We start from the raw sequence: 20,143 nt of genomic DNA on the forward strand, positions 1-20,143 counted from the left end.
TTTTAATCTCCTACAAGGTCATTAATTGCTGCCGTAATAGTATCCGCATCGGCGGTGGCGATCCAGCGCCCACCCCAACCGGATTCGACCAAGCGCCGGTAGGCGGCGGCGGTGCGCTCCTGTAATCCCCCATCGCGTTCATAGTGGTCGCGCTCGCGGGTGGAATCGGTGGCGGCCCGGGACTGCGCTCTTGCCGATGCCACCTCCACCGCCGTATCCACATACACCTGCAGGTCCGCTTTCGGCAGGCCCAAGGTGCCAAATTCTAAATCGTGGACCCACTGGAAGAGGCTATCGTCGCGCAACCGGGCCGCGGAATAGGCAGCATTGGAGGCCACATAGCGATCCAAGATGACTATCTCGCGGGTTTCCTTCGCCGCCCGCAATTCCTCTTTTATCCCAAAGCGGTCGAGGGCGAAGAGCGTGGCCATACCGTAGGCCGAATCCGTGAGATCGCCCATCTTTCCGTACAGCGCCTCGCGCGCGAGCTGCGCGTGGATGGAGGTCTCATAGCGTGGAAAGGCTATGGTCCTTACCGGGACTTCGAGGGCGCTTCGCACTGCGGTCGCAAGCGTATTTTTTCCGGCGCCGTCAATGCCTTCAATGCTTATGAGCATGGTGAGATACGCAGAATCCTTTCTGCTCTGTGGCGGCGCCTTTGGCACCGAAGGACATGGTTTTTAAGAAAGTGCCTCGATAAAAGGTTCCACGTCGTAGTCTTCTTCGACGGTGTCCAAGATCTCGAGGGCATTTTCGGTCAAGGTATCGTCAACGGTTCCCACCAAGTCCCTAATATAGGGGTAGTCCTCAACGGTTTCGCTGGCACTGAACGGCGCACCCGCCCAAATGGCGGCGATCGTGGCCGCGGCGTGGGCGTTGAGTTGTTCCTCTTCGGTTATATCGTCCTTGCTGCGGGCCACCTCGCAGGCATCCTGTACTGCGCGGATTACCCCTTCTTCATCGAGGTTTGCTAATTCATCTAGAAAATCCACGTTGAGATCGGTACTAAAAATCTCTTCGTCCCAGCTGCTCATCTCTCACTCCTTCGACGGGTTTAGCGCCATTTATACACGCTTTTCCGGCGGAGAAAAATCGGGCATGAAAAGGATTGCATAAGCACTGCCATTTCTCATCTCCACGTTGTTTACATATCACGGAATCCGCAGCCTGTCGCGGAAATTCCAATACATGATACTCTCGTTATCAACTTGTTACCCACCCTATGCAACCAAGAAAGGAGGGCACGATGAAACCAGATTCACGTCGCGTGTACGTCTTCATCGTGCTCGGCCTTATCGCCGCCGTCGTCGTGGGAGTGGGCGTGTGGCGCATGAGCACGCCGAGCGCCCGTTACTCCAACGCCGCGAATGAGTCCCCTACCTCTACCGTGGCACCAAAAAATACTTCCGCTGAAGAATCGACGACATCGTCGACGCATAAGAAGCCTTCGACGGAAAACTCTGCCCCCGCAGAGGCCAATTCTGGCGCCGGTGAATCAGACCACCAGCACCCTGAATCAACGGACCCATACTTGGCGCCGAATGCCGTCACGCATCCCCACGCGGCCACCCGCCCTACCAAGGTGTACCGCCCCGAAAATGTGTACTCGCCAGGAACTTCCGTTAATAATGCCCCGTCTAACCAGGGCGGGCAGGTGCCGCAAAATGGTAACGGCACAGGCACCGGCACCATGCAGGCGGTCCCAGATAACCCCAGCAAGCCGGATAACCTAGCACCGTCGTCCCAGGCACCGAGCTCACCGGCTCCATCCCCTGCCCCGGGCGAAGAGAAGCCTGATCAAGGTGGCGAGCCCGGCAAGCCTGGTAAGCCGGAGGAGCCCGCCGAATCCGGTATCCCGGCGCCGCCAGCGACGCAGGCTCCGCACAAGCCTCGTCCCGAGTCGAGCACGCAGCGCACCCCGTCGGCTCCCGATGCCACTACAGAGGGACACGGTGCAGGAGCGGGCGCGCCTTCTGGTACACAGCAGACGAAAAATAAGTCCCACGCCGAGCCGCAGGCAACCGAGAAGCTTGTTCCTACGCAGCAGCCAGGAAACCAAGAACCCACGGATCTCCCGGCTACGGGAAGCTCAGCCGCCAGTTCTTCTGCTGCGCGCTAACTTTTCACCGCGGCTAGCGCCTAAAAATGCCCCCTTGCTGGGATTTTCCAGCAAGGGGGCATAGTTGTGAGGCCGCTTAGACTCGGGCGACGAATAATTGCGCCGTGCTGCCCTCAGGATTTTCCTTTTCTACAGCGTGAGCCTGGGCGGTAACCATGCCGTCGGAGGCCGGCAGCCATGCGGCCTGGCCCGGGGAAAGGATCAATTCCTCGCCCGCAGCATTGCGCAGGTTGAGGGACCCACCGGTGCACAAGGCGATGGTGGGGCCGTCATAGTCGAGGTCGACGGAAGAATCCGGCCCGAGCTCGGCGCGGTCGAGCAGGAATTCATCGATGGGCACTGGATAGGACCACGCCTCGGCGCCGTGGACATTGTCCTGGTTTTGCTTATCCTTTTGCTGCACCCGCGGCTCATTGGCGGCCGCATAGGTCAGGACCTTGACCAGCTCCGGCACATCCACGAATTTCGGGGTCAACCCGCCGCGCAAAACGTTATCGGAATTGGCCATGATTTCTACGCCCAGCCCGGAGACATACGCGTGGAGTTGCCCGGCATCGAGGTAGACGGCCTCACCCGGAGCAAGCTCGATGTGGTTGAGCAAGAGCGCACCAAGCACACCGATATCGCCAGGATAGCGGTCATTAAGGTCCACCACCGTAGCCATGACCCGCGCCTTCCAATCCTTGGGATCGACGGCAATCAGGCGCTCGCCGGCGGCAACGATGGCCTTAATGAGCTCCTTGCGCTTGGCCGAAGGGATCGTAATCCACGTGGTGAAAAGCACCCGGAGGTTGGCGGACTCGGAGGATTCCGCGGGGTCATCGTCAAGCATGGCCAGGTAGCGCTCAAGCTCCGGGCATTCCAAGGCGGCAAAGAGCTCGCGGGTTTGTGCCAGGGGACGGAAACCCGCCATGGCGTAGAAATCCGACAGCGCCACGATAAGTTCCGGCTTGTGGTTATCGTCCTTGTAATTGCGGTTTGCAGCCTGCAGGGCAATGCCCGCCTCGTTTTCGCGGGCGAAACCCTCCTCGGCCTGCTCCTTAGACGGGTGGGCCTGCAAAGACAGCGGATCTTCGGCGGCGAGGATCTTCAACAGGAACGGCAGGTTCTCGCCGTATTCTTTATAGACTCGAGCGCCCAACTGGCCTTCTGGATCCGCCGCAATAACCTCATTGAGAAGCTGGCCATCCACCGTGGAGGGATCGCCTGGGTGGGCGCCAAACCAGAGTTCAGCCACCGACTTTTCTGCGGCTTCTTCGCCCCGCAGCTCAGGGATGAGGGTGCGCGAACCCCACGAGTAGTTGCGGGTAGCGCCTTCCAGTAATTGCATTTATTTCTATCCTTTAGAAATCTCGTAGGCGGTCGCGGCAAAACTCCGCGTAATAAGCTGCAGTGAGCGGGCAAGATGCCCAAGGCCCGGTTCCGGGTCGGTGCTGCGGACTGCAAGCGAGTTGGGCAGGTTCGCCTCTTCCTGCCCCCAGAAAATCACTTTCAAGGGTATCAAAGGTGCATCCGCCCCAGCACCGTCGATGAAGGGGTCGTAGAAAAGGTCATCGGCAGGCGCGGGCGCCGTACTAGATTCAGCACTCCGATCGAGTGCGCCGCGCAGGTCAGCGGGCTCGACGAAAGTGCCGGGCAACCCGTGCACAGCCCAGATGGTTGCTGCCATGCGGGCGACCAAGGTATCGATGTGTACGCGCTCGCGGCGCTCGGCATATGCATAGGGATCGATGACGCAGGAGTGAATAATCCGCGCGCCCTCGGCGTATTCGCGCAGCTGCCGGCCGGGATTGATGGCATCATCGCGCTCTGGCGAAAGCTGCTCGATCTCGCGGTCCACGGCGGCGGCAAGGTCCTCTAATTCTTCGCACACCGCGCGCGGGGAGGTATGAACGATGCTGCACAGCGCGTACAGGGCCGTGATAAATCGCGCCGGCGAGCAGCCCTCTGCGGTGGGAAGCGACGGGGCAATCAGGGTGTCTTCCGGGCAATCCTCTACCAAGGGGCCGCTTGCCGGGCCCACCAGGATGGTGGTGGCGCCGCGCTGGCTCGCCGCAATGAGCGCGCGGGAGGCCCAATCGCATTCTGCGGGCTCGCCCACCGCCACGACGATATCGAGCGCGCCCACGTATTGCGGCAGCGATTCCGTCACCACCAGCGGGATGCGCAGCGGTTCGGCCAAGCCGACGCCGAGGTGCGCTGCCTCGCGGGCGATGGCATCGGTGGGCAAGATGACCAGGGAGCGCGGATTGAGCCCGTTGAGGATCTCACCCCAGCGCTCCATTTGCCCGGCGAGCAGACGAATCTGCGCGCCCTCGTGGGCGACATCAAAAAATCGCACCGTTTCGGTGTCATAGGCGGAACCCTCAGTGAAACCGTTATCCATATCGCTCAAGCATAGTCTGGCTCCCACTATGATGGTGCGGCATGACGTCCGCACAGATTCACCCCGTATCCCTTATCGGTGGCGGCCCCGGCGCGTGGGACCTGATTACGGTTCGCGGCATGCGCGCCTTGCAGGAGGCCGAGGTCATCCTGACCGATCACCTGGGTCCGGCCCCGCAATTGGATAAACTCTGCGATATTTCAGCCAAGGAGCTTATCGATGTCTCCAAGCTGCCCTACAAGAAGTCGATTACCCAGGACAAGATCAACGAGCTGCTCATCGAGCACGCCCAAGCCGGGCGGAAGGTAGCGCGGCTGAAGGGCGGCGATCCTTTCGTGTTCGGCCGCGGCTTTGAAGAGGTACAGGCCCTAGCCAAGGCATCTATCCCCACCACCGTCATTCCAGGGGTGACCTCCGCGGTTTCCGTGCCCGCAGGCATTGGCATCCCCGTCACCCAGCGAGGAATGGTTCACGGCTTTACCGTCGTATCAGGGCATCTGCCGCCTGGCCACAAGAAGTCCCTGGTGGATTGGCACGCCCTGGCCCAGTCCGGCGCAACCTTGTCCATCATCATGGGCGTGAAAAATGCCCCGGCGATTGCCAGGGCATTGCAGGAAGGCGGGCTTGCTGGGTCGACACCGTGCGCGATTATCCAGGAGGGCACCCTGGATACGCAGCGGGAATTTCGCTGCAATCTAGAACACCTGGCGCAGACGATGGAGGACAATAACGTCTCCTCCCCCGCCGTGTATGTCATTGGCGAGGTTGCCGGCCTCGACCCGGCCAGCGATTAGCTCTTATCCGCCCGCGGTGAGGAGTCCTCCACGGCGCTTTCGCCCTTGGAGGCACCGGCCGCGCTGTGCGCAAAGCCTGCGGCATGAAATTCCGCGTGCGCCTTGGCCTCGGCGTTTTCGGCTTCCAATTCCCTTGCGCGGGCTGCCCGGGTAGCGCGCGCACCGTGGATGGTGGCGGAAATGCCCACGACGAGGACTAGGACCATGAGCAGCGGGGAGACAAAGCCCGGTACCGTCAGCCCAAAGTAGGTTTCTAGCCCACCTAAGACCTTGCCGATATTGAGAGCCACGATGGCCGTACCCACGAGTCCACCGAGGACGACCGGCTCAATCCGGGAAATCACCCAGGCCGCAATCGGGGCGGCAATGGAACCACCGATGAGCAGGGCCAGCACGGCGGAGAGGTTGGCGACGATATCCTGCCACAATCCAACGACGAAGCCGAGGGTGGCACCCAGTGTGACCAGGAACTCGGCGGTATTTACCGTGCCGACGATGCGGCGGGGCTGCTCGCGGCCAATCGCCATGAGCGTCGAGGTCGATACCGGACCCCAGCCGCCACCACCGGTGGAGTCAACGAAGCCGCCGACGGAACCGAGCCCAATCAAAAATGGGGTGGAATGGCTGCGCTTTTGCACGAACTTCGCCCGGCGCGGGCGGGAAAAGCGCCAGATGAGGTTGCTGCCGATGGCCACCAAGATGAGCGCGGTAATGGGGGCTGCCGCATCGGTGGAGATATTGGAGAGCACGGTGGCGCCGATAAACGCCGCGATGGCACCCGGCACACCCAGCCGGAAGACGGTTTTCCAGTCCACATTGCCAAAACGGGCGTGGCTCAAGCCCGACATTGCGGTGGTTCCTAGCTCCGCAGTGTGGACGACGGCGGAGGCTTGGGCGGGCCCAAGGCCCGCCAGGAGAAGAATGGTGGTTGAGGTGACGCCGAAGCCCATGCCGATGCCGCCATCGACAAGCTGGGCGGCCGCACCGGCCACGGCGATTAAAATAAGGGTTAGCATGGGACACCGACCTCCTGGGCGATGTGGTAGTGAGCAGCAACGATGCCAGCGAGATCGGTACCAAGAACGGGATCGACGGTGACATTGCTGGGGGTAGATGACAGTGGTTTAAGGAGCAGTCCTGCGGTGACAAAGAGCGGGATAACCCGCATTCGCGCAGTGCTTCTTGCCAATGCATGAATGTCATTGCTGCCGCCCCGGGTGGCAAACGCGGCCGTGGCGGGGACGCCGGTGAGCTGGGATACCCGAACGGCCAGCCGGTGGATGGAGTCATTGGCCGCAGCATCAGAGGAACCGACGGAGTAGATGACGTGGTGGGTATCTTCCGGCCTTGCGCGTGCCGCGAGCACCGCCGCCAGGTCCGCTTCTGCGGCTTCCCGCCTGCCCACATCTCGTACGCCATGTTCTGCGGCGCGCCCTCCGCCCAAGCACTCGCCTTGTACCAAGCGCACGCCTGAGGCCTGTTCGGCCGCGGCAATAACGCGGGGAACGTCAACGCGCTGGTGGTAGCCCTGCGTAAAGAGCAATGGAATGACTACGGCCGTATCCTCCCCACAACGGGCGAGGTCGACCGCAGCTGCGGTGAGATCGGGAGTATTGAACTCTAGGTGCGCCGCCCGATAAGCAGGGCGGGCTGGTATCGCGGCAGCAGCGGCCTGGGTGAGCCGTTCAATGCCAGCGGCGGCGCCCGGGTGGCGCGAGCCGTGGGACAAGGTGATGAGTGTGGTCATGGTGCATCCTTAATCCACCGGAGCCGTGGAGTGTCCGCGGCGGGCTAGGGAGCGCTGCAGGGCTTCGGTGGAAGAAACGGCCGGGGCCGGTGCCACGGGGGCATCGTCTTGGCCGTGGAAGCGGACCGAAAATACGCGCAGGCATTCCTGGCAATTCCAGGCAAAGTCGTCTTCTTCATCCGGGAACAGATCGGTGCCGGCGCAGTAAGGGCAAAAGGTGGGGTGATTGCGATTGGGATTAGGTTTACGGCGGAAATTCACTGCAGATCTTCCTCCTCGGCGCGCAGTACCCAGTGGCGAAACTGCTCGCCTTCTTCGCGTTGTTCCTTATATTTATTGACCAGCCGTATGACGTAGTCCGGTACCTCATCGGCTACGACCTTGTGTCCGCGGAGCTTGCGGCCCCAGTCGGGAGAAAGGCCGAGGGCACCGCCTAGGTGGACTTGGAATCCTTCGACGCGGTTGCCATCGGCATCGGTGACGATCTGACCTTTAAGTCCGATATCGGATACCTGGGAGCGCGCGCACGCATTGGGGCAGCCATTGAGTGCGATAGAAATGGGTACGTCCAAATCCCCCAGGGTGTCTTCGAGGATGTCCACCAATTCGATGGCGCGGGCCTTCGTGGTCACGTGCGCCAACTTGCAAAATTCCAGCCCAGTGCAGGAAATGACGCCGCGGCGAAACTCCGTGGGCTGGGAATACAGGCCCGTTTCATCCAGCGCGCGCGAAAGTGCCGGAATATCGTCTTCTTCCACATCGAGGAAGAGCAATTCCTTCATCGGGGTGGTACGGATGCGCGAAATGCCGAATTTTTCCGCGACATCGGCAATGGCAATGAGCTGCTCACCCGTTGCATGGCCCACGGTGGGTTTTACGCCGACGTAGAACTTGCCGTCCTTTTGCCTGTGCACGCCCAGGTGATCGCGGCTGCCGGGATTAACCTCGAGCGGGATGCCATCGGCAAGCGGCTTCTCCAGGTACTCTTCCTCGAGGACCTGGCGGAACTTGTCGATGCCCCATTTAGCCACCAAAAACTTCAGCCGCGCGCGGTTGCGGTTGCGGCGGAAGCCGTAGTCGCGGAAGATGCTGACCACACCGGCCCATACTTCCGGCACGCGCTCGAGTGGCACCCACGCGCCCAAGGATTGCGAGAGCATCGGGTTGGTGGATAGTCCCCCGCCCACAAAGCAATCAAAGCCGGGGCCATATTCGGGGTGGTTGACGCCGACGAAGGCAACGTCTTGAATTTCGTGCGTCACGTCCTGGCGCGCATTGCCGGAAATAGCGGTTTTGAACTTGCGGGGAAGGTTATGGAACTCCTCGCGCGGTAAGTAATTATTCTTAATCTCCTCGATGGCTGGGGTGGCATCGATGATTTCATCCTCGGCAACTCCCGCGACCGGCGAGCCCAAGATGACGCGCGGCACATCGCCACACCCCATCAAGGTGCCCAGGCCCACAGATTCGAGTTTGTCCCAGATGGTGGGTACGTCTTCGATCTGAATCCAGTGCAGCTGAATATTCTGGCGGTCCGTAAAGTCCGCGGTGGAGCGGGCATAATCGCGCGAGATTTCTCCCACCGCGCGCAGCTTGGCTGGATCGGCGCGGCCGCCATCGAAGCGCACGCGCATCATGAAGTATTCATCTTGCAATTCCGCGTTAGATAATTTGGCGGTCATCTCCCCGCCCAGGTTCTGGTTGCGCTGCGTATACAGGCCTAACCATTTAAAGCGCGGTGCTAAATCCTCCGGCGGGATGGAGGAAAATCCCTGCTTGGAGTAGATGTCTATCACGCGCTGCTTAGCGGAGAGACCACCATCATCCTGTTTGATGGCCTCATCGTTATTCAACGGTTCTTTACCGTCGATTTTCCACTGGCCCTCGGGCTTATTGGCGCGTGGCTTGCGTTTGGTCGTTGTTGCGGTAGCCATAATGTGGTGTAGACCTCCCTTTCAAAGCGTTGAGGGAAAACCTACCCGTCTATAGAGTGCAGACAAAGCGGTCTGTTTTATTTTCACTTTTCCCAAAGCTATGACCTGCACTTTGAGAAGGCTTAATAAAGAATCTAATTCTTCCGCTTGTGTGCAAACAGACCATACGGTTCACTCTCTTAAGAGAAATCCCGCGCTCGCCCACGAGAATTAGACTAATTGGTCTATTTACGCATATTTATCGAGGGCCCGTTCCCTTCATCCCACCGCGGGAGACTACGCAGACAAGAAAGGCAAAATTACCGTGTCAGATAAACCCTTAAACGTAGCCGTCATCGGTGCCGGCCCCGCTGGCATTTACGCCTCCGATATCTTGGTGAAAAAGACCGGTGGCAATGTACACATCGATCTCATTGAGCAGATGCCCGCTCCCTTCGGCCTCATCCGCTACGGCGTGGCCCCTGACCATCCACGCATTAAAGGCATCATTAAATCCCTGCACCGCGTATTGGACACGGAGCAGATTCGCCTGCTTACCAACGTGCACATCGGCCGCGATATCACCGTGGACGAGCTGCAGCAGCACTACGATGCCGTCGTCTTTGCCACCGGTGCGGTAGGCGATCGCCACCGCGATATCCCTGGCGCACAGCTGCAGGGCGTGCACGGCGCCGGTGAATTCGTAGGCTTCTATGACGGCAATCCGCGCTTTGAGCGCGAATGGGATCTCTCCGCCAGCGAGGTCGCTGTCATCGGCGTGGGCAATGTGGGCCTGGACGTCTCGCGTATCTTGGCCAAGACTGGCGATGAACTTAAGGTGACCGAGATCGCCGATAATGTTTACGATTCGCTGGCGCAAAATAAGGCAGAGACCGTACGCGTCTTCGGGCGCCGCGGGCCCGCCCAAGCCAAGTTCACCCCGCAAGAGCTCAAAGAGCTCGACCACTCGAATAACATCAATGTGGTCGTCTCCCCCGAAGATATTGATTACGATGAGGCCTCGCTAGAGGCACGCGCTTCCAGCAAGTCCACGGATTTGGTCTGCCAGGTTCTTGAGCAATATGCCATTCGCGATCCCAAAAAGGCCCCGCATACGCTGCAGATTCATCTCTTTGAGCAGCCGGTGGAGATCCTCGGTGAGAACGGCCGGGTGAGCGGGATTAAAACGGAGCGCACCGAGCTGACCGGCGATGGCAGCGTGCGCGGGACGGGTAAATTCACCACGTGGCCAGTGCAAGCGGTCTACTTTGCCACGGGCTACCGCTCGGACGCAGTGGATGGCGTGCCATTTAATAGCGAGAAAAACGTCATCAACAATGACGGCGGCCACGTCATCGACGAAGAGGGCGCCATCGTGCCCGGCCTCTACACCACCGGCTGGGTAAAACGCGGGCCCGTGGGCCTGATTGGCAATACCAAGTCCGATGCCAGCGAAACCATTGGCATGCTGCTTGATGATGCCGCCGCGGGCACCCTACCGTCCCCCACCGCCGGCGATATCACCGAGGCCTTCGCGGATAAGGGCATCGACTACCTCACCTGGCAGGATTGGCAACGCCTCGATGCCGCTGAGCGCGCTTTGGGCGAGCGCGAAGGCCGCGAGCGAAAGAAGTACGTGGAGTGGGAAGACATGGTCGCCCACTCCCGCGCGCAGTAATTCAGTAACTCCAGTAATTAGCGCCTGATGATGGCGAGGACCTCGTCTACGATCTGCTGAACCTCTTCGGAGGTCTTCGCCTCAACGTTGAGCCGTAGCAGCGGCTCGGTATTGGACGCGCGCACATTAAACCACGCGTCCGTGCCCTTGAGCTCGACCGTGACACCGTCGAGCTCATCGACGGATTCGATCTTATCCGCCAGCCCATCGAGCACGGCCTGGGTGGCGGCCTTTTGGTCCGCCACGGTGGAGTTGATCTCCCCGGAAGCCTCGTAGCGGGAGTATTCCGCCATGAGCTCGCTGAGCGGCTTATCCGTCTGTCCCAACGCGGCCAGGACGTGCATAGCGGCCAGCATGCCGGAATCGGCATTCCAGAATTCCTGGAAGTAGTAGTGCGCGGAGTGCTCGCCGCCAAAGGCCGCCGTGTGCTCGGCCATTTGGGCCTTAATGAAGGAGTGGCCCACGCGCGTGCGCACGGCGGTACCGCCCTTTTCCGCGATGAGCTCCGGCACCGTCTTGGAGGTAATCAGGTTGTGGATGATGGTCGCGCCCGGGAACTTATCCAAGTAGCGGCTGGCCACCAGCGCGCAGATGGCAGACGGCGATACTGGCTGGCCTTTTTCATCCACCACGAAGCAACGGTCGGCGTCGCCGTCGAAGGCAAGGCCGATATCGGCGTTTTGCTCTACGGTGAATTTCTGCAGATCCTCCAAGTTCTTGGGATCCAGCGGGTTCGCCTCGTGGTTGGGGAAGGTGCCGTCGAGCTCGAAGTAGAGATCGCGGACATCAAAGGGCAGGCCATCGAAAACGGCCGGGACCGTGTGCCCGCCCATGCCATTGGCGGCATCGACGGCGACGACCAGCGGCTTGGATTCTTCCAGCGGCACGAGGTGACGCAGGAAGTCCGCGTAGCCGGTCAGGATTTCTTGCTCGGCGATGGCACCATTAGGGCCGTCGTAGCTTGGGGTGCCATCGATAAGCATCTGCTTGATTTCTTCCAACCCAGTCTGTTGCCCCACGGGGACGGCACCGGCGCGGCAGAGCTTGATGCCGTTGTACTTCGCCGGGTTGTGGGAGGCGGTAAACATCGCGCCCGCGCACTCCATAGAACCCGCCGCATAGTAGAGCTCATCCGTAGAGGTAAGCCCCAAAAGCGTCACATGGAGGCCTTGACTCACCACGCCCTCAGCAAAGGCTTGCGCCAACGCGGGAGAAGACGGGCGCATATCGTGGCCTACAGCCACGGTGTTTTCGCCTTCTTCGCGCAGGATTGCGGCGAAGGCGGCGCCAGTATCGCGCACGAAGTCTTCATCGATATCTTCGCCCACCACGCCACGGATGTCATAGGCCTTAATCACTGCATCAAGATGCTCACGAGTTCGCATACCTCGCAATATTACTCCCTGCCTACGGGCAACTAGCGCAGTGCTCCTTCCGTGTCTGCGGCTAGGTAGCGCGAGTTTTCTCAGGCGCTGTGCTCAGCGCCCTTGCTTTAATCAGATTCGGTGTCCGTGTCCTGCCTCTCGGCAGAATTATCTTCGCTCTGCGCATCAGGAACGACGGACAGGTGAGCGCGGCGGGCCTTTTTGGCATAGGCCACGCGGCGGGTGCGAAATACCGGATGATTGGAATTGGCGGGATCAGCGCCATCGAAGGTGGCGGCGTAATCGATGGGATCTGCCCCGGAGCCGGCGCTGCGGTCATCGACAAGCCCAGTGGTCACCCTGCCATCTTCCTTGACCGCCTGGGCCAGGGCCATAAGGTCGTCATCCTCGTCGAGCTCGATGCGGTCTACGCGCACCAGCTCCCAGCCCACCGGCGCGGAGATGCGGTCGCGGTGGGTGCTGCAGAGATCCCAGCTGTGCGGGTTATCCTCTTCTGCCAGCGGGCCAACCACGGCGGTTTGATCCGCGTATGCGTAGGTCAACGTCGCCACGGCGGGTCGGCCGCAGCCTGGGCGGGAGCAATGGCGAGATTCAGTCACGCGCATTAGTCTAAACCCTTGGTTGAGATTTAGATAGTACTTCCCCGGCGTGGCTGCACTTATTGCGCAACCTTAGAGCTTTAGAATCAACGCCATGACCGCTGCTCGCCCCCGCCCGCATATCCGCCCCGCCCACGATCGCCACGGGCGCGGCCTGCACGGGCCCCTTCTGCCGCAGCAAACCCCACGCTACCGCAGCGCCCGCGAGCTTTTCGATGCCGCCGTCCTCGAGGCCTACGCACCCATTCAGCACGCCTTCGCCCCGCAATTGCGCGGGCTCGACCTTGCGGTAGACACCATCCCGCGCATGCGCCTTTCGGCGGATATGACGGTGCTGCCGGATGAAATCATTGCCGATGGCCCCGTGCCGCTCGGCCGCATCGTGCCCGCCGGTGTCGATTCCGCTGGTAGCCCTACCCGCGCCCGGCTCGTTATCTTCCGCATGCCCATTGAGCAGCGTGCCGTGACCTCCGCCGAGCGCGCAGAGCTCCTCGGCACGGTCATTACCGCCCTGGTGGCCAATTACTTAAACCTCGCCCCAGAGGAGGTAGACCCGCGCTATAGCTGGTAGGGACACTTTTTCGCACCACAGAGAAAACTCTAGCCCTTGGCCACACCACTCAGGGTCGCAGCCAAGGGCTAGAGCACACACAACTTAATTAACCAATCTCGCGCTTGAGGCGGCGGCGTTCGCGGTCCGAAAGCCCGCCCCAAATTCCGAAGCGTTCATCGTGCTCCAGCGCGTATTCCAGGCACTCATCGCGCACCGCGCAGGCTTGGCAGATGCGCTTTGCCTCACGGGTGGAACCTCCCTTTTCGGGGAAGAATGCCTCTGGATCCGTCTGCGCGCACAACGCTTGATCCTGCCACTCCTGCTCGACGGCACCGAAGAGTTCATCGAGCGATACCTCTGCAGCAGCACCGCCACGGAGAATGGCGTTGTTATTAGCCATTTTGTCCACGCCTTTTCCTTTCTCCGAGGTTGGGTAATCCTAATCAGTGCAACCGACTGTACACGAGGCTGAAGTGCGGCTGAATCGCCATCAATCCGCGAAAACACGTGTGTCGGTCGCCGTTTCTTGCACTGATGTAATTTCACACCGGATCACTAAATATCGTCAACCTGAATTAGCGCCTTTTTCGCGCTTTACCGCAAAAACGCTGCACACGATCCCCATCCGTCACATTAGTAACACCCGGTGCCATCCGGGGGTATAGGTAGGGGGTACTAGATATAGTGGTGCCCGGTTTTTCTGTCAACAATTTTCAGGAAGTGTCGGCGTGTCTCCCAAAATCTCGGCCGGGCGGGGATCACAAAGCCCTCCACACCGCGCTCGTGGCCGAGCTGAAAGCGGTGCGGAGGGTAGGTGGTGGGTGCTTTAGGCGTCAGAGCTAAAGCGAATGCCGGCATCAGGGATGGTCACACCAGGAAATACCCGCATGCCGTCCACGAGCTCGCAGCGGGCGCCAACGTGGGCGCCTTCGCCAATGACGCAGTTTTCGATGACCGCATTGGCGCCAATATGCGCGCCGGAGGCGATGATGGAGTTGTGGATGATGGCGCCCGGTTCGATGCGCACGCCATCAAAGACCACCGTTCCCTCCAGGCGGGAACCAGCACCCACCTCGGATCCGCGGCCCACCGCGGTGCCAGATAGCAGCAGCACGCCGCCGGCAATGCCCGCAGAGGATTCCACGAGGGACTCGCCGGTGCGGCCTTCCAACAGCGGCGATGGGGCGATGCCGCGCACCAAGTCGGAGGAGCCGCGGGTGAAGTCATCCGGGCGGCCCATATCGCGCCAGTAGGAGTTATCGACGTGGCCGACGACCAAGCGGCCATCGGCAAGCAAGCCCGGGAAGGTCTCGCGCTCGACCGAGACCACGCGGTCTGCCGGGATGGATTCGATAACGGAGCGGTCAAAGACATAGCAGCCGGCGTTGATCTGGTTGGTTGGTGGATCCTCGGTCTTTTCCAAAAAGGCCGTGACCCGGCCCTCAGAATCCGTGGGCACGCAGCCAAAGGCGCGCGGATCCGCCACGTTGAGCAGGTGCATGGTGACATCGGCACCCTTGTTGTGGTGCGTGGTCAAGATGCCTTCTAGGTCCATGCCGGAAAGAACATCGCCGTTGAATACCATGACGGTGTCATTACGCAGCTTGTCATAGACGTTGCGGATGCCGCCGCCGGTGCCCAGCGCGGTTTCTTCCACCACGTATTCAATGTCCAGGCCGAGCTCGGAGCCATCGCCAAAGTATTCCTCGAAAACCTCTGCCTTGTACGAGGTGGACATCACCACGTGCTCAATGCCCGCGGCCTTGATGCGGGCGAGCAGGTGCTGCAGGAACGGGTAGTTCGCCGTCGGCAGCATGGGCTTGGGCGTACCAATGGTCAGTGGGCGCAAGCGGGTACCGCGCCCGCCCACCAAAATCACTGCATCGGTGGTGGCACCATAAGTGGTGGCTGCTTCAGTCATAGTCATCCTTTGTATGCAGACAATCTTATTCTGAGGTTTTTCGAGGGTCAGTGTATGCGGCCGCGACCAGAAACCAGGTCAACGGCACGCGCTTCAGGCTTCCGAATCTTTGGCGGTACTGGCACGAGCGGCCGTTACCGCGCCCCGCACCCGCAAGCCCAGCCACAGCGCGGCGCGCAGCGGGGCCTGCCACCACGCCGGGTGGCGGTCCGCCTGGAAGCGGTACGCGGAGCTGTGGTGCGCGCGCAGCATCGCCCCGGCGTGCGCCTGGGTGGAATGCCCCTTGGCGTGGCTAATGACGGCTTCCGGGCAGAAAATGTTTTGATACCCGGCGCGCGCGAAGCGATCGCCCAAGTCCACGTCTTCTAAGTACATGAAGTAGCGCTCATCAAAACCGCCGATGGCATCGAAGGCGTCCCAGCGCACCAAGAGGCAGGATCCGGATAACCACCCGGCGGGGCGTTGGACGGACATATCGGCATCGTTGCGGTACGTGCGCGTCCACGGATTAGAGGGCCATAGGTTAGAAAACAGCGCGTGGCCGATGCCGGTGGATATATTCGGCACCGACCGGGCTGACGGATAGTTGCTGCCGTCTGGTTCCACGATGCGCGGGCCTACCGCTGCAGCATCCGGCCAGCGGCGCGCGCACGCGATCATCTGGTCAATCGCACCTTCGCTGAAGGTGACATCCGGGTTAGAAATAAGGAAGAACTCATCGTCTACGCGCCGGTTCTCCCGCACCCACCGCGCGCCGGCGTTCATGCCGGCACCGTAGCCAATATTGCCGCCGGTATCGAGGAAGTCCACCCCTTCCCTTTCCGCCGCGGCGGCTTCGGGGATGCCATCGGTCGAGCCATTATCCGCCAGCACCACCTGGGCGCCTTGGTCGCTGGCGTCCGGCAGGGAGCCTATAAAGCGCGCCAAGTACTCACCGGGGTTATAGGTCACGGTGATAATGGCGAGCGGAGCTGTAGTTTCAGTAGTCACAATGGGCCCCAAGCTTAGTCACGCCAGGGGCTGTGTCCGGAGACAGACACTGTTCAATTGCGCGAAACTGGTCACGGATCCCTAATTTTGGCGAGATCTCCCCTAAACTGTCTCCAGATCCCCGGAAAGTAGAAAGCCTTCACTTGTGACTTCTGAGAACACTCGCCGGGCGCGCAATATCCAACCCGCGCCCTCTGCCGCTAGCGCGGTTAAGCAAAAGGGTTCCACGGCCACCAAAACCATCGTGGCTGTTATTTCTGCCCTCATCCTAGCTGTCTCCGGCGTGGGCTACGCCACGGTGGGGCGCCTGGATACGGGCATGTCCTCCGCCTCAGACTTATCTTTGGGCGAGGATGGTCTATCCGATCCTTCCTTGGACGGCGCCGCCGATATCTTGCTCGTAGGCAAGGACTCGCGCACCGATGCCCAGGGCAATCCGCTCTCTGAAAAGGAGCTGGCGGATCTCCACGCCGGCGTTGCCGAGGGCGAGGAAAACACCGACACCATCATGCTCGTGCGCATTCCGGAAGACGGCTCGCGCGCTACCGCGGTATCCATTCCGCGCGATACCTATGTCAACGATCCGGACTACGGCAATATGAAGATCAATGCCGTCTACGCCTCGCACAAAAACGACAAGGTCCAAGAGCTCCAGCAGGAAAACGCCCAGGCGGAGGCGCAGGGCGAAAAGGCACCGTATACGGATAAGGACATCGAAAAGCGCGGCGTAGAAGCCGGCCGCGAAGGCCTGCTGAAGATGGTGCACTCCCTGACCGGCGTATCCATTGACCACTACGCCGAGGTGGGCCTGCTGGGCTTTACGCTGCTTACTGATGCCGTCGGTGGCGTCGAGGTCTGCCTCAACGAGGACGTTGAGGACGAGATGTCCGGCGCCAATTTCCACAAGGGCACCCAGACCCTCGATGGTGCGCAGGCGCTGACCTTCGTGCGCCAGCGCTATAACCTGCCGCGCGGTGACCTTGACCGCATCGTACGCCAACAGGCGTATATGGCCTCGCTGGTGAATAAGGTGCTCGATAATGACACGCTGACCAGCCCGTCCAAGCTCTCCAAGATTGCCAAGGCCGTGGAGCGCTCCGTGGTCATCGATGACGGCTGGGACATCATGGGCTTCGTCACCCAGCTAGCAGGCCTGGCCGGCGGCAATGTCACCTTTACCACCATTCCGGTGACCTCCATCGATGGCCGCGGCGATTACGGCGAATCCATCGTCACCATCGATACCAATGAGGTCCACCGCTTCATGGAGGATCTGGCCATGTCGCACGAGGAAGCTGAAGAAGACGCGGCCCACAAGGAGGAAAACGCCGAAAACGCAGCGGAGCATGATGCCGATATCAACTCCGATAACGAGGTCCACGTCCTCAATGCCGGCAATATCGATGGCTTGGCCGCAGGCATCGGCACCTGGCTGGAAAACACCGGCTATACCGTCGAGCGCTCCGCCAATGCCCAGCCCGGCATCTACTCAGAGTCCCAAGTTGTTGCCGCAGACCCCGAGAGCGAAGATGCCAAGAAGCTGGCGGAAAAGCTCGGTGGCCTACCGGTGGTAGAAAACCCGCAGCTCGATGCCAATACCTTGCTCGTCGTGGCCACCGATGACTACCAGGGCCCTTCCGATGAGGAAGCCAGCGCCGAGGAATCCGCGGCCGAAGAAGATACCGACCTGGTAGGAACCCCGGGCAATGACTTCGGTGCCAACAAGGTTGCCCCTGAAATCGACGCCGGCGGCGACGGTCCGCGCTGCGTGAACTAAGCAGGCTGGCCTACGATGGGCGGGTATGGAACTACTCGCCCATCTTTTAAACGCCGATGCCGCCACCCCGCGGCTGACTGTTTATAACGAATCCACCGGCGCGCGCATGGATTTTTCCGCCCAGACGCTCGATAACTGGGTGGCCAAGATCGCCAATATGTTGGAAGAAGAGCTCGACTTGGAGCCGGATTCCACCATCGCCATCGACGTGCCCACCTCGTGGCAGGCCGCCGTCATTGCTTTAGGCGCCCTCGCCGCCGGGCCCAGCTTTGATTTCGGTGAATCGGCCGCGCTTGCCGATGTCGTCTTTACCTCCCCCTCCCGCTACCTCGCCGCCCAAGAGCACCAGCCGCAGGCCGATATCGTGCTCATCAGCGACGACCCCTTTGGCCGCGGCATCGTTGAATCCGGCGGGGATCTGCCCACCGGTGCCATCGACTTCGGCCCCACCGTCCGTTTTTATGGAGATCAGTACTTTGGTGAAACCCAGCCCCTGCCGGAGTTGGTGACCCCGCCCGGCTGCGCCGAGCGGCTGCTATCTACCGGGTGGAGCGATAAATCTTCCTTCACCCGCGCCGTCCTCGAGCCCTTAGCGGCCGGCGGCTCCGCCGTCATCGTCGCTGGACTCTGCCCCGCGTCCCGCCTGGATGAAATTGCAGCGAATGAGAAAGTAACCGCCCGGCTCTAGGCCAAGTGCCCTATACTTGCCTTCCATCATGTTCTTGGGAATCTCTTCAGACGCGTGGGTCTACATCTTTATTGGTGTGCTCATCTTAGGCGGTACTATCACTCAGGGCTCGATCGGCTTTGGGCTCGGCACCATCGCCACCCCCATTGTCACGCTCTTGCGCCCAGATTTAGTCCCCACGCTTATCTTGCTCCTCGCGCTGTGCATTTCCATCTATACGCTGGCGCGAACCTTTCGCGAAACCTCTTGGCGCTTGGTCGGCATTTCCGTCATAGCCCGCATTCCGGGTTCATTTGCCGGCGCGTGGGCGATCGCTTCCCTCTCGCACGATGGCCTTTCCATCTTCATTGGCTGCGCCGTGCTCTTGGCGATGTCCCTCTCCAGCCTCGGCTGGAGCCCCGAACCTACTATGCGCAATACCGTCCTAGCCGGCCTTACCTCTGGGTTCCTGGGAACCTCTACCTCCATCGGCGGCCCGCCGATGGCGCTTATCATGAAGCGCTTCGACCCACAGCGCACGCGCGGCAGCCTCGCCGGCACCTTTGTGATCGGTACCGTCATGTCCCTTATCATCCTGGGATTTAACGGCCAGGTGACCCAGCCGCAGGTCTACGCCGCCGCAGCCTATAGCCCGTTAGTAGTCGTCGGCTTATTCATTGCCAACTACCTCAACCACTTCATCGATACCAAGCGCCTGAACCGCATCGTCACGGTGGTAGCTATTACCGCTGCCCTGGCACTTATCGGCCAAGTGCTGTTTTTCTAGGCCGCCACTAAGACCGGTATTACCTCGTGCTCACTGCCCCCGGTTTTGTGCCCAGCCTGTCACGCTATTGTTTCGCGCGTAAAAAGGCTTGTACGCTAGAAGCACATCATCAGCGCAGAGGAAGGACCAGAGAGTCTGTGCCCCTAATAATTTTCCCTGCGCCCTATTCTCTTTCTTTTAGGTGATGAAATGAACGAATTTATCGCTGCGCGCTGGCAGGATATCCTTTTCCGCAGTTACCAGCACGCAAGCCTTGTCATCCAATCAGTCGCCGTGGCCCTGGTCATCGCGTTGATTATTGCCATTTTCGTAGCCCAGCGCCCGCGCGGTGCGGCTATCGCTAATGCCCTGACCTCCATCGGCCTGACCTTGCCATCGCTGGCGCTGCTTGGTCTTGCCATCCCGCTGTTTGGCATCGGCACCATACCGTCGGTTGCCCTCGTGGTCTTTTATGCCGTCCTTCCCATCCTGCGCAATGCCATCGTCGGCTTGCACAATGTCAGCGACGATGTCATCGAATCCGCCCGCGGGCAGGGCATGAGCTCGACGGCTATCCTCTTCCGCATCCGGCTGCCGCTGGCCTGGCCGGTGATTATGACCGGCATTCGCGTCTCCACCCAGATGTCTATGGGTGTTGCCGCCATCGCCGCCTATGCGCTCGGCCCAGGACTGGGTGGATATATCTACTCAGGACTCAGCCAAATCGGCGGCACCAACGCACTTAATTTCACGCTGGTGGGCACCATCGGCGTCGTCATTATTGCGCTCATCGTGGATGCGATTCTCGCCGGAATCCAAAAATTGACCACCCCGAAAGGTATCTAAGA

Annotated in this window: 21 protein-coding genes; 8 read left to right on the forward strand and 13 right to left on the reverse strand. The window is 60.6% G+C overall.

The genetic code is table 11. The features are described 5' to 3' along the window. Positions 1 to 2 precede the first annotated feature (2 nt). Together ACP8KU_RS08560 and ACP8KU_RS08565 are read right to left on the reverse strand one after the other, a co-directional pair. Positions 3 to 617, reverse strand: a complete 615-nt coding sequence (locus ACP8KU_RS08560) for a dTMP kinase (RefSeq protein WP_484483608.1) — start codon at positions 615 to 617, stop codon at positions 3 to 5. Positions 618 to 680: 63 nt separating this feature from the next. Continuing rightward, positions 681 to 1,034 (reverse strand): DUF4259 domain-containing protein, encoded by a 354-nt coding sequence (locus ACP8KU_RS08565; protein WP_005277508.1) that lies wholly within the window; start codon positions 1,032 to 1,034, stop codon positions 681 to 683. Positions 1,035 to 1,246: 212 nt separating this feature from the next. On the opposite strand from ACP8KU_RS08565, the gene ACP8KU_RS08570 reads away from it, so the two are divergent. Continuing rightward, a complete protein-coding gene (locus tag ACP8KU_RS08570) occupies positions 1,247 to 2,119 on the forward strand; it encodes a hypothetical protein (protein ID WP_005277506.1) in 873 nt (290 codons plus the stop codon). A gap of 76 nt (positions 2,120 to 2,195) precedes the next feature. On the opposite strand, the gene manA is transcribed toward ACP8KU_RS08570, so the two are convergent. After that, a complete protein-coding gene (gene manA / locus ACP8KU_RS08575; protein ID WP_484483609.1) occupies positions 2,196 to 3,449 on the reverse strand; it encodes a mannose-6-phosphate isomerase, class I in 1,254 nt (417 codons plus the stop codon). A gap of 6 nt (positions 3,450 to 3,455) precedes the next feature. After that, positions 3,456 to 4,505, reverse strand: coding sequence for an exopolyphosphatase (locus ACP8KU_RS08580; RefSeq protein WP_284637409.1), 1,050 nt, complete (start codon positions 4,503 to 4,505; stop codon positions 3,456 to 3,458). 41 nt (positions 4,506 to 4,546) lie between these two features. Between ACP8KU_RS08580 and cobA the strand changes: the two genes are divergently transcribed. Continuing rightward, positions 4,547 to 5,299 (forward strand): uroporphyrinogen-III C-methyltransferase, encoded by a 753-nt coding sequence (cobA, locus tag ACP8KU_RS08585; protein ID WP_284637410.1) that lies wholly within the window; start codon positions 4,547 to 4,549, stop codon positions 5,297 to 5,299. Here the strand turns inward: cobA and ACP8KU_RS08590 are convergent. Genes ACP8KU_RS08590 through ACP8KU_RS08605 form a run of 4 tightly spaced genes read right to left on the reverse strand, consistent with a single transcriptional unit; the run spans position 5,296 to position 8,980 of the window. Then, entirely contained in the window at positions 5,296 to 6,315 is a 1,020-nt protein-coding gene (locus ACP8KU_RS08590) for a sulfite exporter TauE/SafE family protein (RefSeq protein ID WP_284628932.1), read from the reverse strand. The two genes, cobA and ACP8KU_RS08590, sit on opposite strands and share 4 nt — an antisense overlap. Next, positions 6,309 to 7,046, reverse strand: coding sequence for a sirohydrochlorin chelatase (locus ACP8KU_RS08595; RefSeq protein WP_023030247.1), 738 nt, complete (start codon positions 7,044 to 7,046; stop codon positions 6,309 to 6,311). Before ACP8KU_RS08595 ends, ACP8KU_RS08590 begins: the two co-directional genes overlap by 7 nt. Positions 7,047 to 7,055: 9 nt before the next feature. Further along, positions 7,056 to 7,307, reverse strand: a complete 252-nt coding sequence (locus ACP8KU_RS08600) for a hypothetical protein (RefSeq protein ID WP_005277497.1) — start codon at positions 7,305 to 7,307, stop codon at positions 7,056 to 7,058. After that, entirely contained in the window at positions 7,304 to 8,980 is a 1,677-nt protein-coding gene (locus ACP8KU_RS08605; RefSeq protein WP_005277495.1) for a nitrite/sulfite reductase, read from the reverse strand. Before ACP8KU_RS08605 ends, ACP8KU_RS08600 begins: the two co-directional genes overlap by 4 nt. Positions 8,981 to 9,284: 304 nt before the next feature. Between ACP8KU_RS08605 and ACP8KU_RS08610 the strand changes: the two genes are divergently transcribed. Next, positions 9,285 to 10,637: an FAD-dependent oxidoreductase gene (locus ACP8KU_RS08610; RefSeq protein ID WP_484483610.1), complete on the forward strand. Its 1,353-nt coding sequence runs from the start codon at positions 9,285 to 9,287 to the stop codon at positions 10,635 to 10,637. 17 nt (positions 10,638 to 10,654) lie between these two features. Here the strand turns inward: ACP8KU_RS08610 and ACP8KU_RS08615 are convergent, their stop codons facing one another. After that, on the reverse strand, positions 10,655 to 12,022 hold the full coding sequence (locus ACP8KU_RS08615; RefSeq protein WP_484483611.1) for a phosphomannomutase/phosphoglucomutase: 1,368 nt from the start codon (positions 12,020 to 12,022) through the stop codon (positions 10,655 to 10,657). A 107-nt stretch (positions 12,023 to 12,129) separates the two neighbouring features. Next, complete coding sequence (locus ACP8KU_RS08620; protein WP_023016906.1) at positions 12,130 to 12,627, reverse strand: DUF3499 domain-containing protein; 498 nt, start codon at positions 12,625 to 12,627, stop codon at positions 12,130 to 12,132. Positions 12,628 to 12,715: 88 nt separating this feature from the next. On the opposite strand from ACP8KU_RS08620, the gene ACP8KU_RS08625 reads away from it, so the two are divergent. Then, positions 12,716 to 13,192: a metallopeptidase family protein gene (locus tag ACP8KU_RS08625; RefSeq protein WP_005281750.1), complete on the forward strand. Its 477-nt coding sequence runs from the start codon at positions 12,716 to 12,718 to the stop codon at positions 13,190 to 13,192. Positions 13,193 to 13,280: 88 nt separating this feature from the next. Here the strand turns inward: ACP8KU_RS08625 and ACP8KU_RS08630 are convergent, their stop codons facing one another. From ACP8KU_RS08630 to ACP8KU_RS08640, 3 genes are all read right to left on the reverse strand, one after another. After that, on the reverse strand, positions 13,281 to 13,574 hold the full coding sequence (locus tag ACP8KU_RS08630; RefSeq protein ID WP_005277485.1) for a WhiB family transcriptional regulator: 294 nt from the start codon (positions 13,572 to 13,574) through the stop codon (positions 13,281 to 13,283). A gap of 426 nt (positions 13,575 to 14,000) precedes the next feature. Continuing rightward, a complete protein-coding gene (gene manB / locus ACP8KU_RS08635; protein WP_023016905.1) occupies positions 14,001 to 15,095 on the reverse strand; it encodes a mannose-1-phosphate guanylyltransferase in 1,095 nt (364 codons plus the stop codon). A 93-nt stretch (positions 15,096 to 15,188) separates the two neighbouring features. Then, a complete protein-coding gene (locus tag ACP8KU_RS08640; protein ID WP_034666836.1) occupies positions 15,189 to 16,097 on the reverse strand; it encodes a glycosyltransferase family 2 protein in 909 nt (302 codons plus the stop codon). A 133-nt stretch (positions 16,098 to 16,230) separates the two neighbouring features. Here ACP8KU_RS08640 and ACP8KU_RS08645 point away from each other — a divergent pair, with 133 nt between their 5' ends. From ACP8KU_RS08645 to ACP8KU_RS08660, 4 genes are all read left to right on the forward strand, one after another. After that, complete coding sequence (locus ACP8KU_RS08645; RefSeq protein ID WP_005277482.1) at positions 16,231 to 17,862, forward strand: LCP family protein; 1,632 nt, start codon at positions 16,231 to 16,233, stop codon at positions 17,860 to 17,862. A 25-nt stretch (positions 17,863 to 17,887) separates the two neighbouring features. Further along, positions 17,888 to 18,550 carry a TIGR03089 family protein gene (locus ACP8KU_RS08650; protein ID WP_278723129.1) on the forward strand — a complete coding sequence of 221 codons (663 nt, stop codon included), beginning with the start codon at positions 17,888 to 17,890 and terminating at the stop codon, positions 18,548 to 18,550. A gap of 28 nt (positions 18,551 to 18,578) precedes the next feature. Beyond that, complete coding sequence (locus tag ACP8KU_RS08655) at positions 18,579 to 19,316, forward strand: sulfite exporter TauE/SafE family protein (RefSeq protein WP_484483612.1); 738 nt, start codon at positions 18,579 to 18,581, stop codon at positions 19,314 to 19,316. A gap of 189 nt (positions 19,317 to 19,505) precedes the next feature. Further along, positions 19,506 to 20,141, forward strand: a complete 636-nt coding sequence (locus ACP8KU_RS08660; RefSeq protein ID WP_023016902.1) for an ABC transporter permease — start codon at positions 19,506 to 19,508, stop codon at positions 20,139 to 20,141. Positions 20,142 to 20,143 lie beyond the last annotated feature (2 nt).

The organism is Corynebacterium sp. LaCa_282 (genome assembly GCF_057198125.1).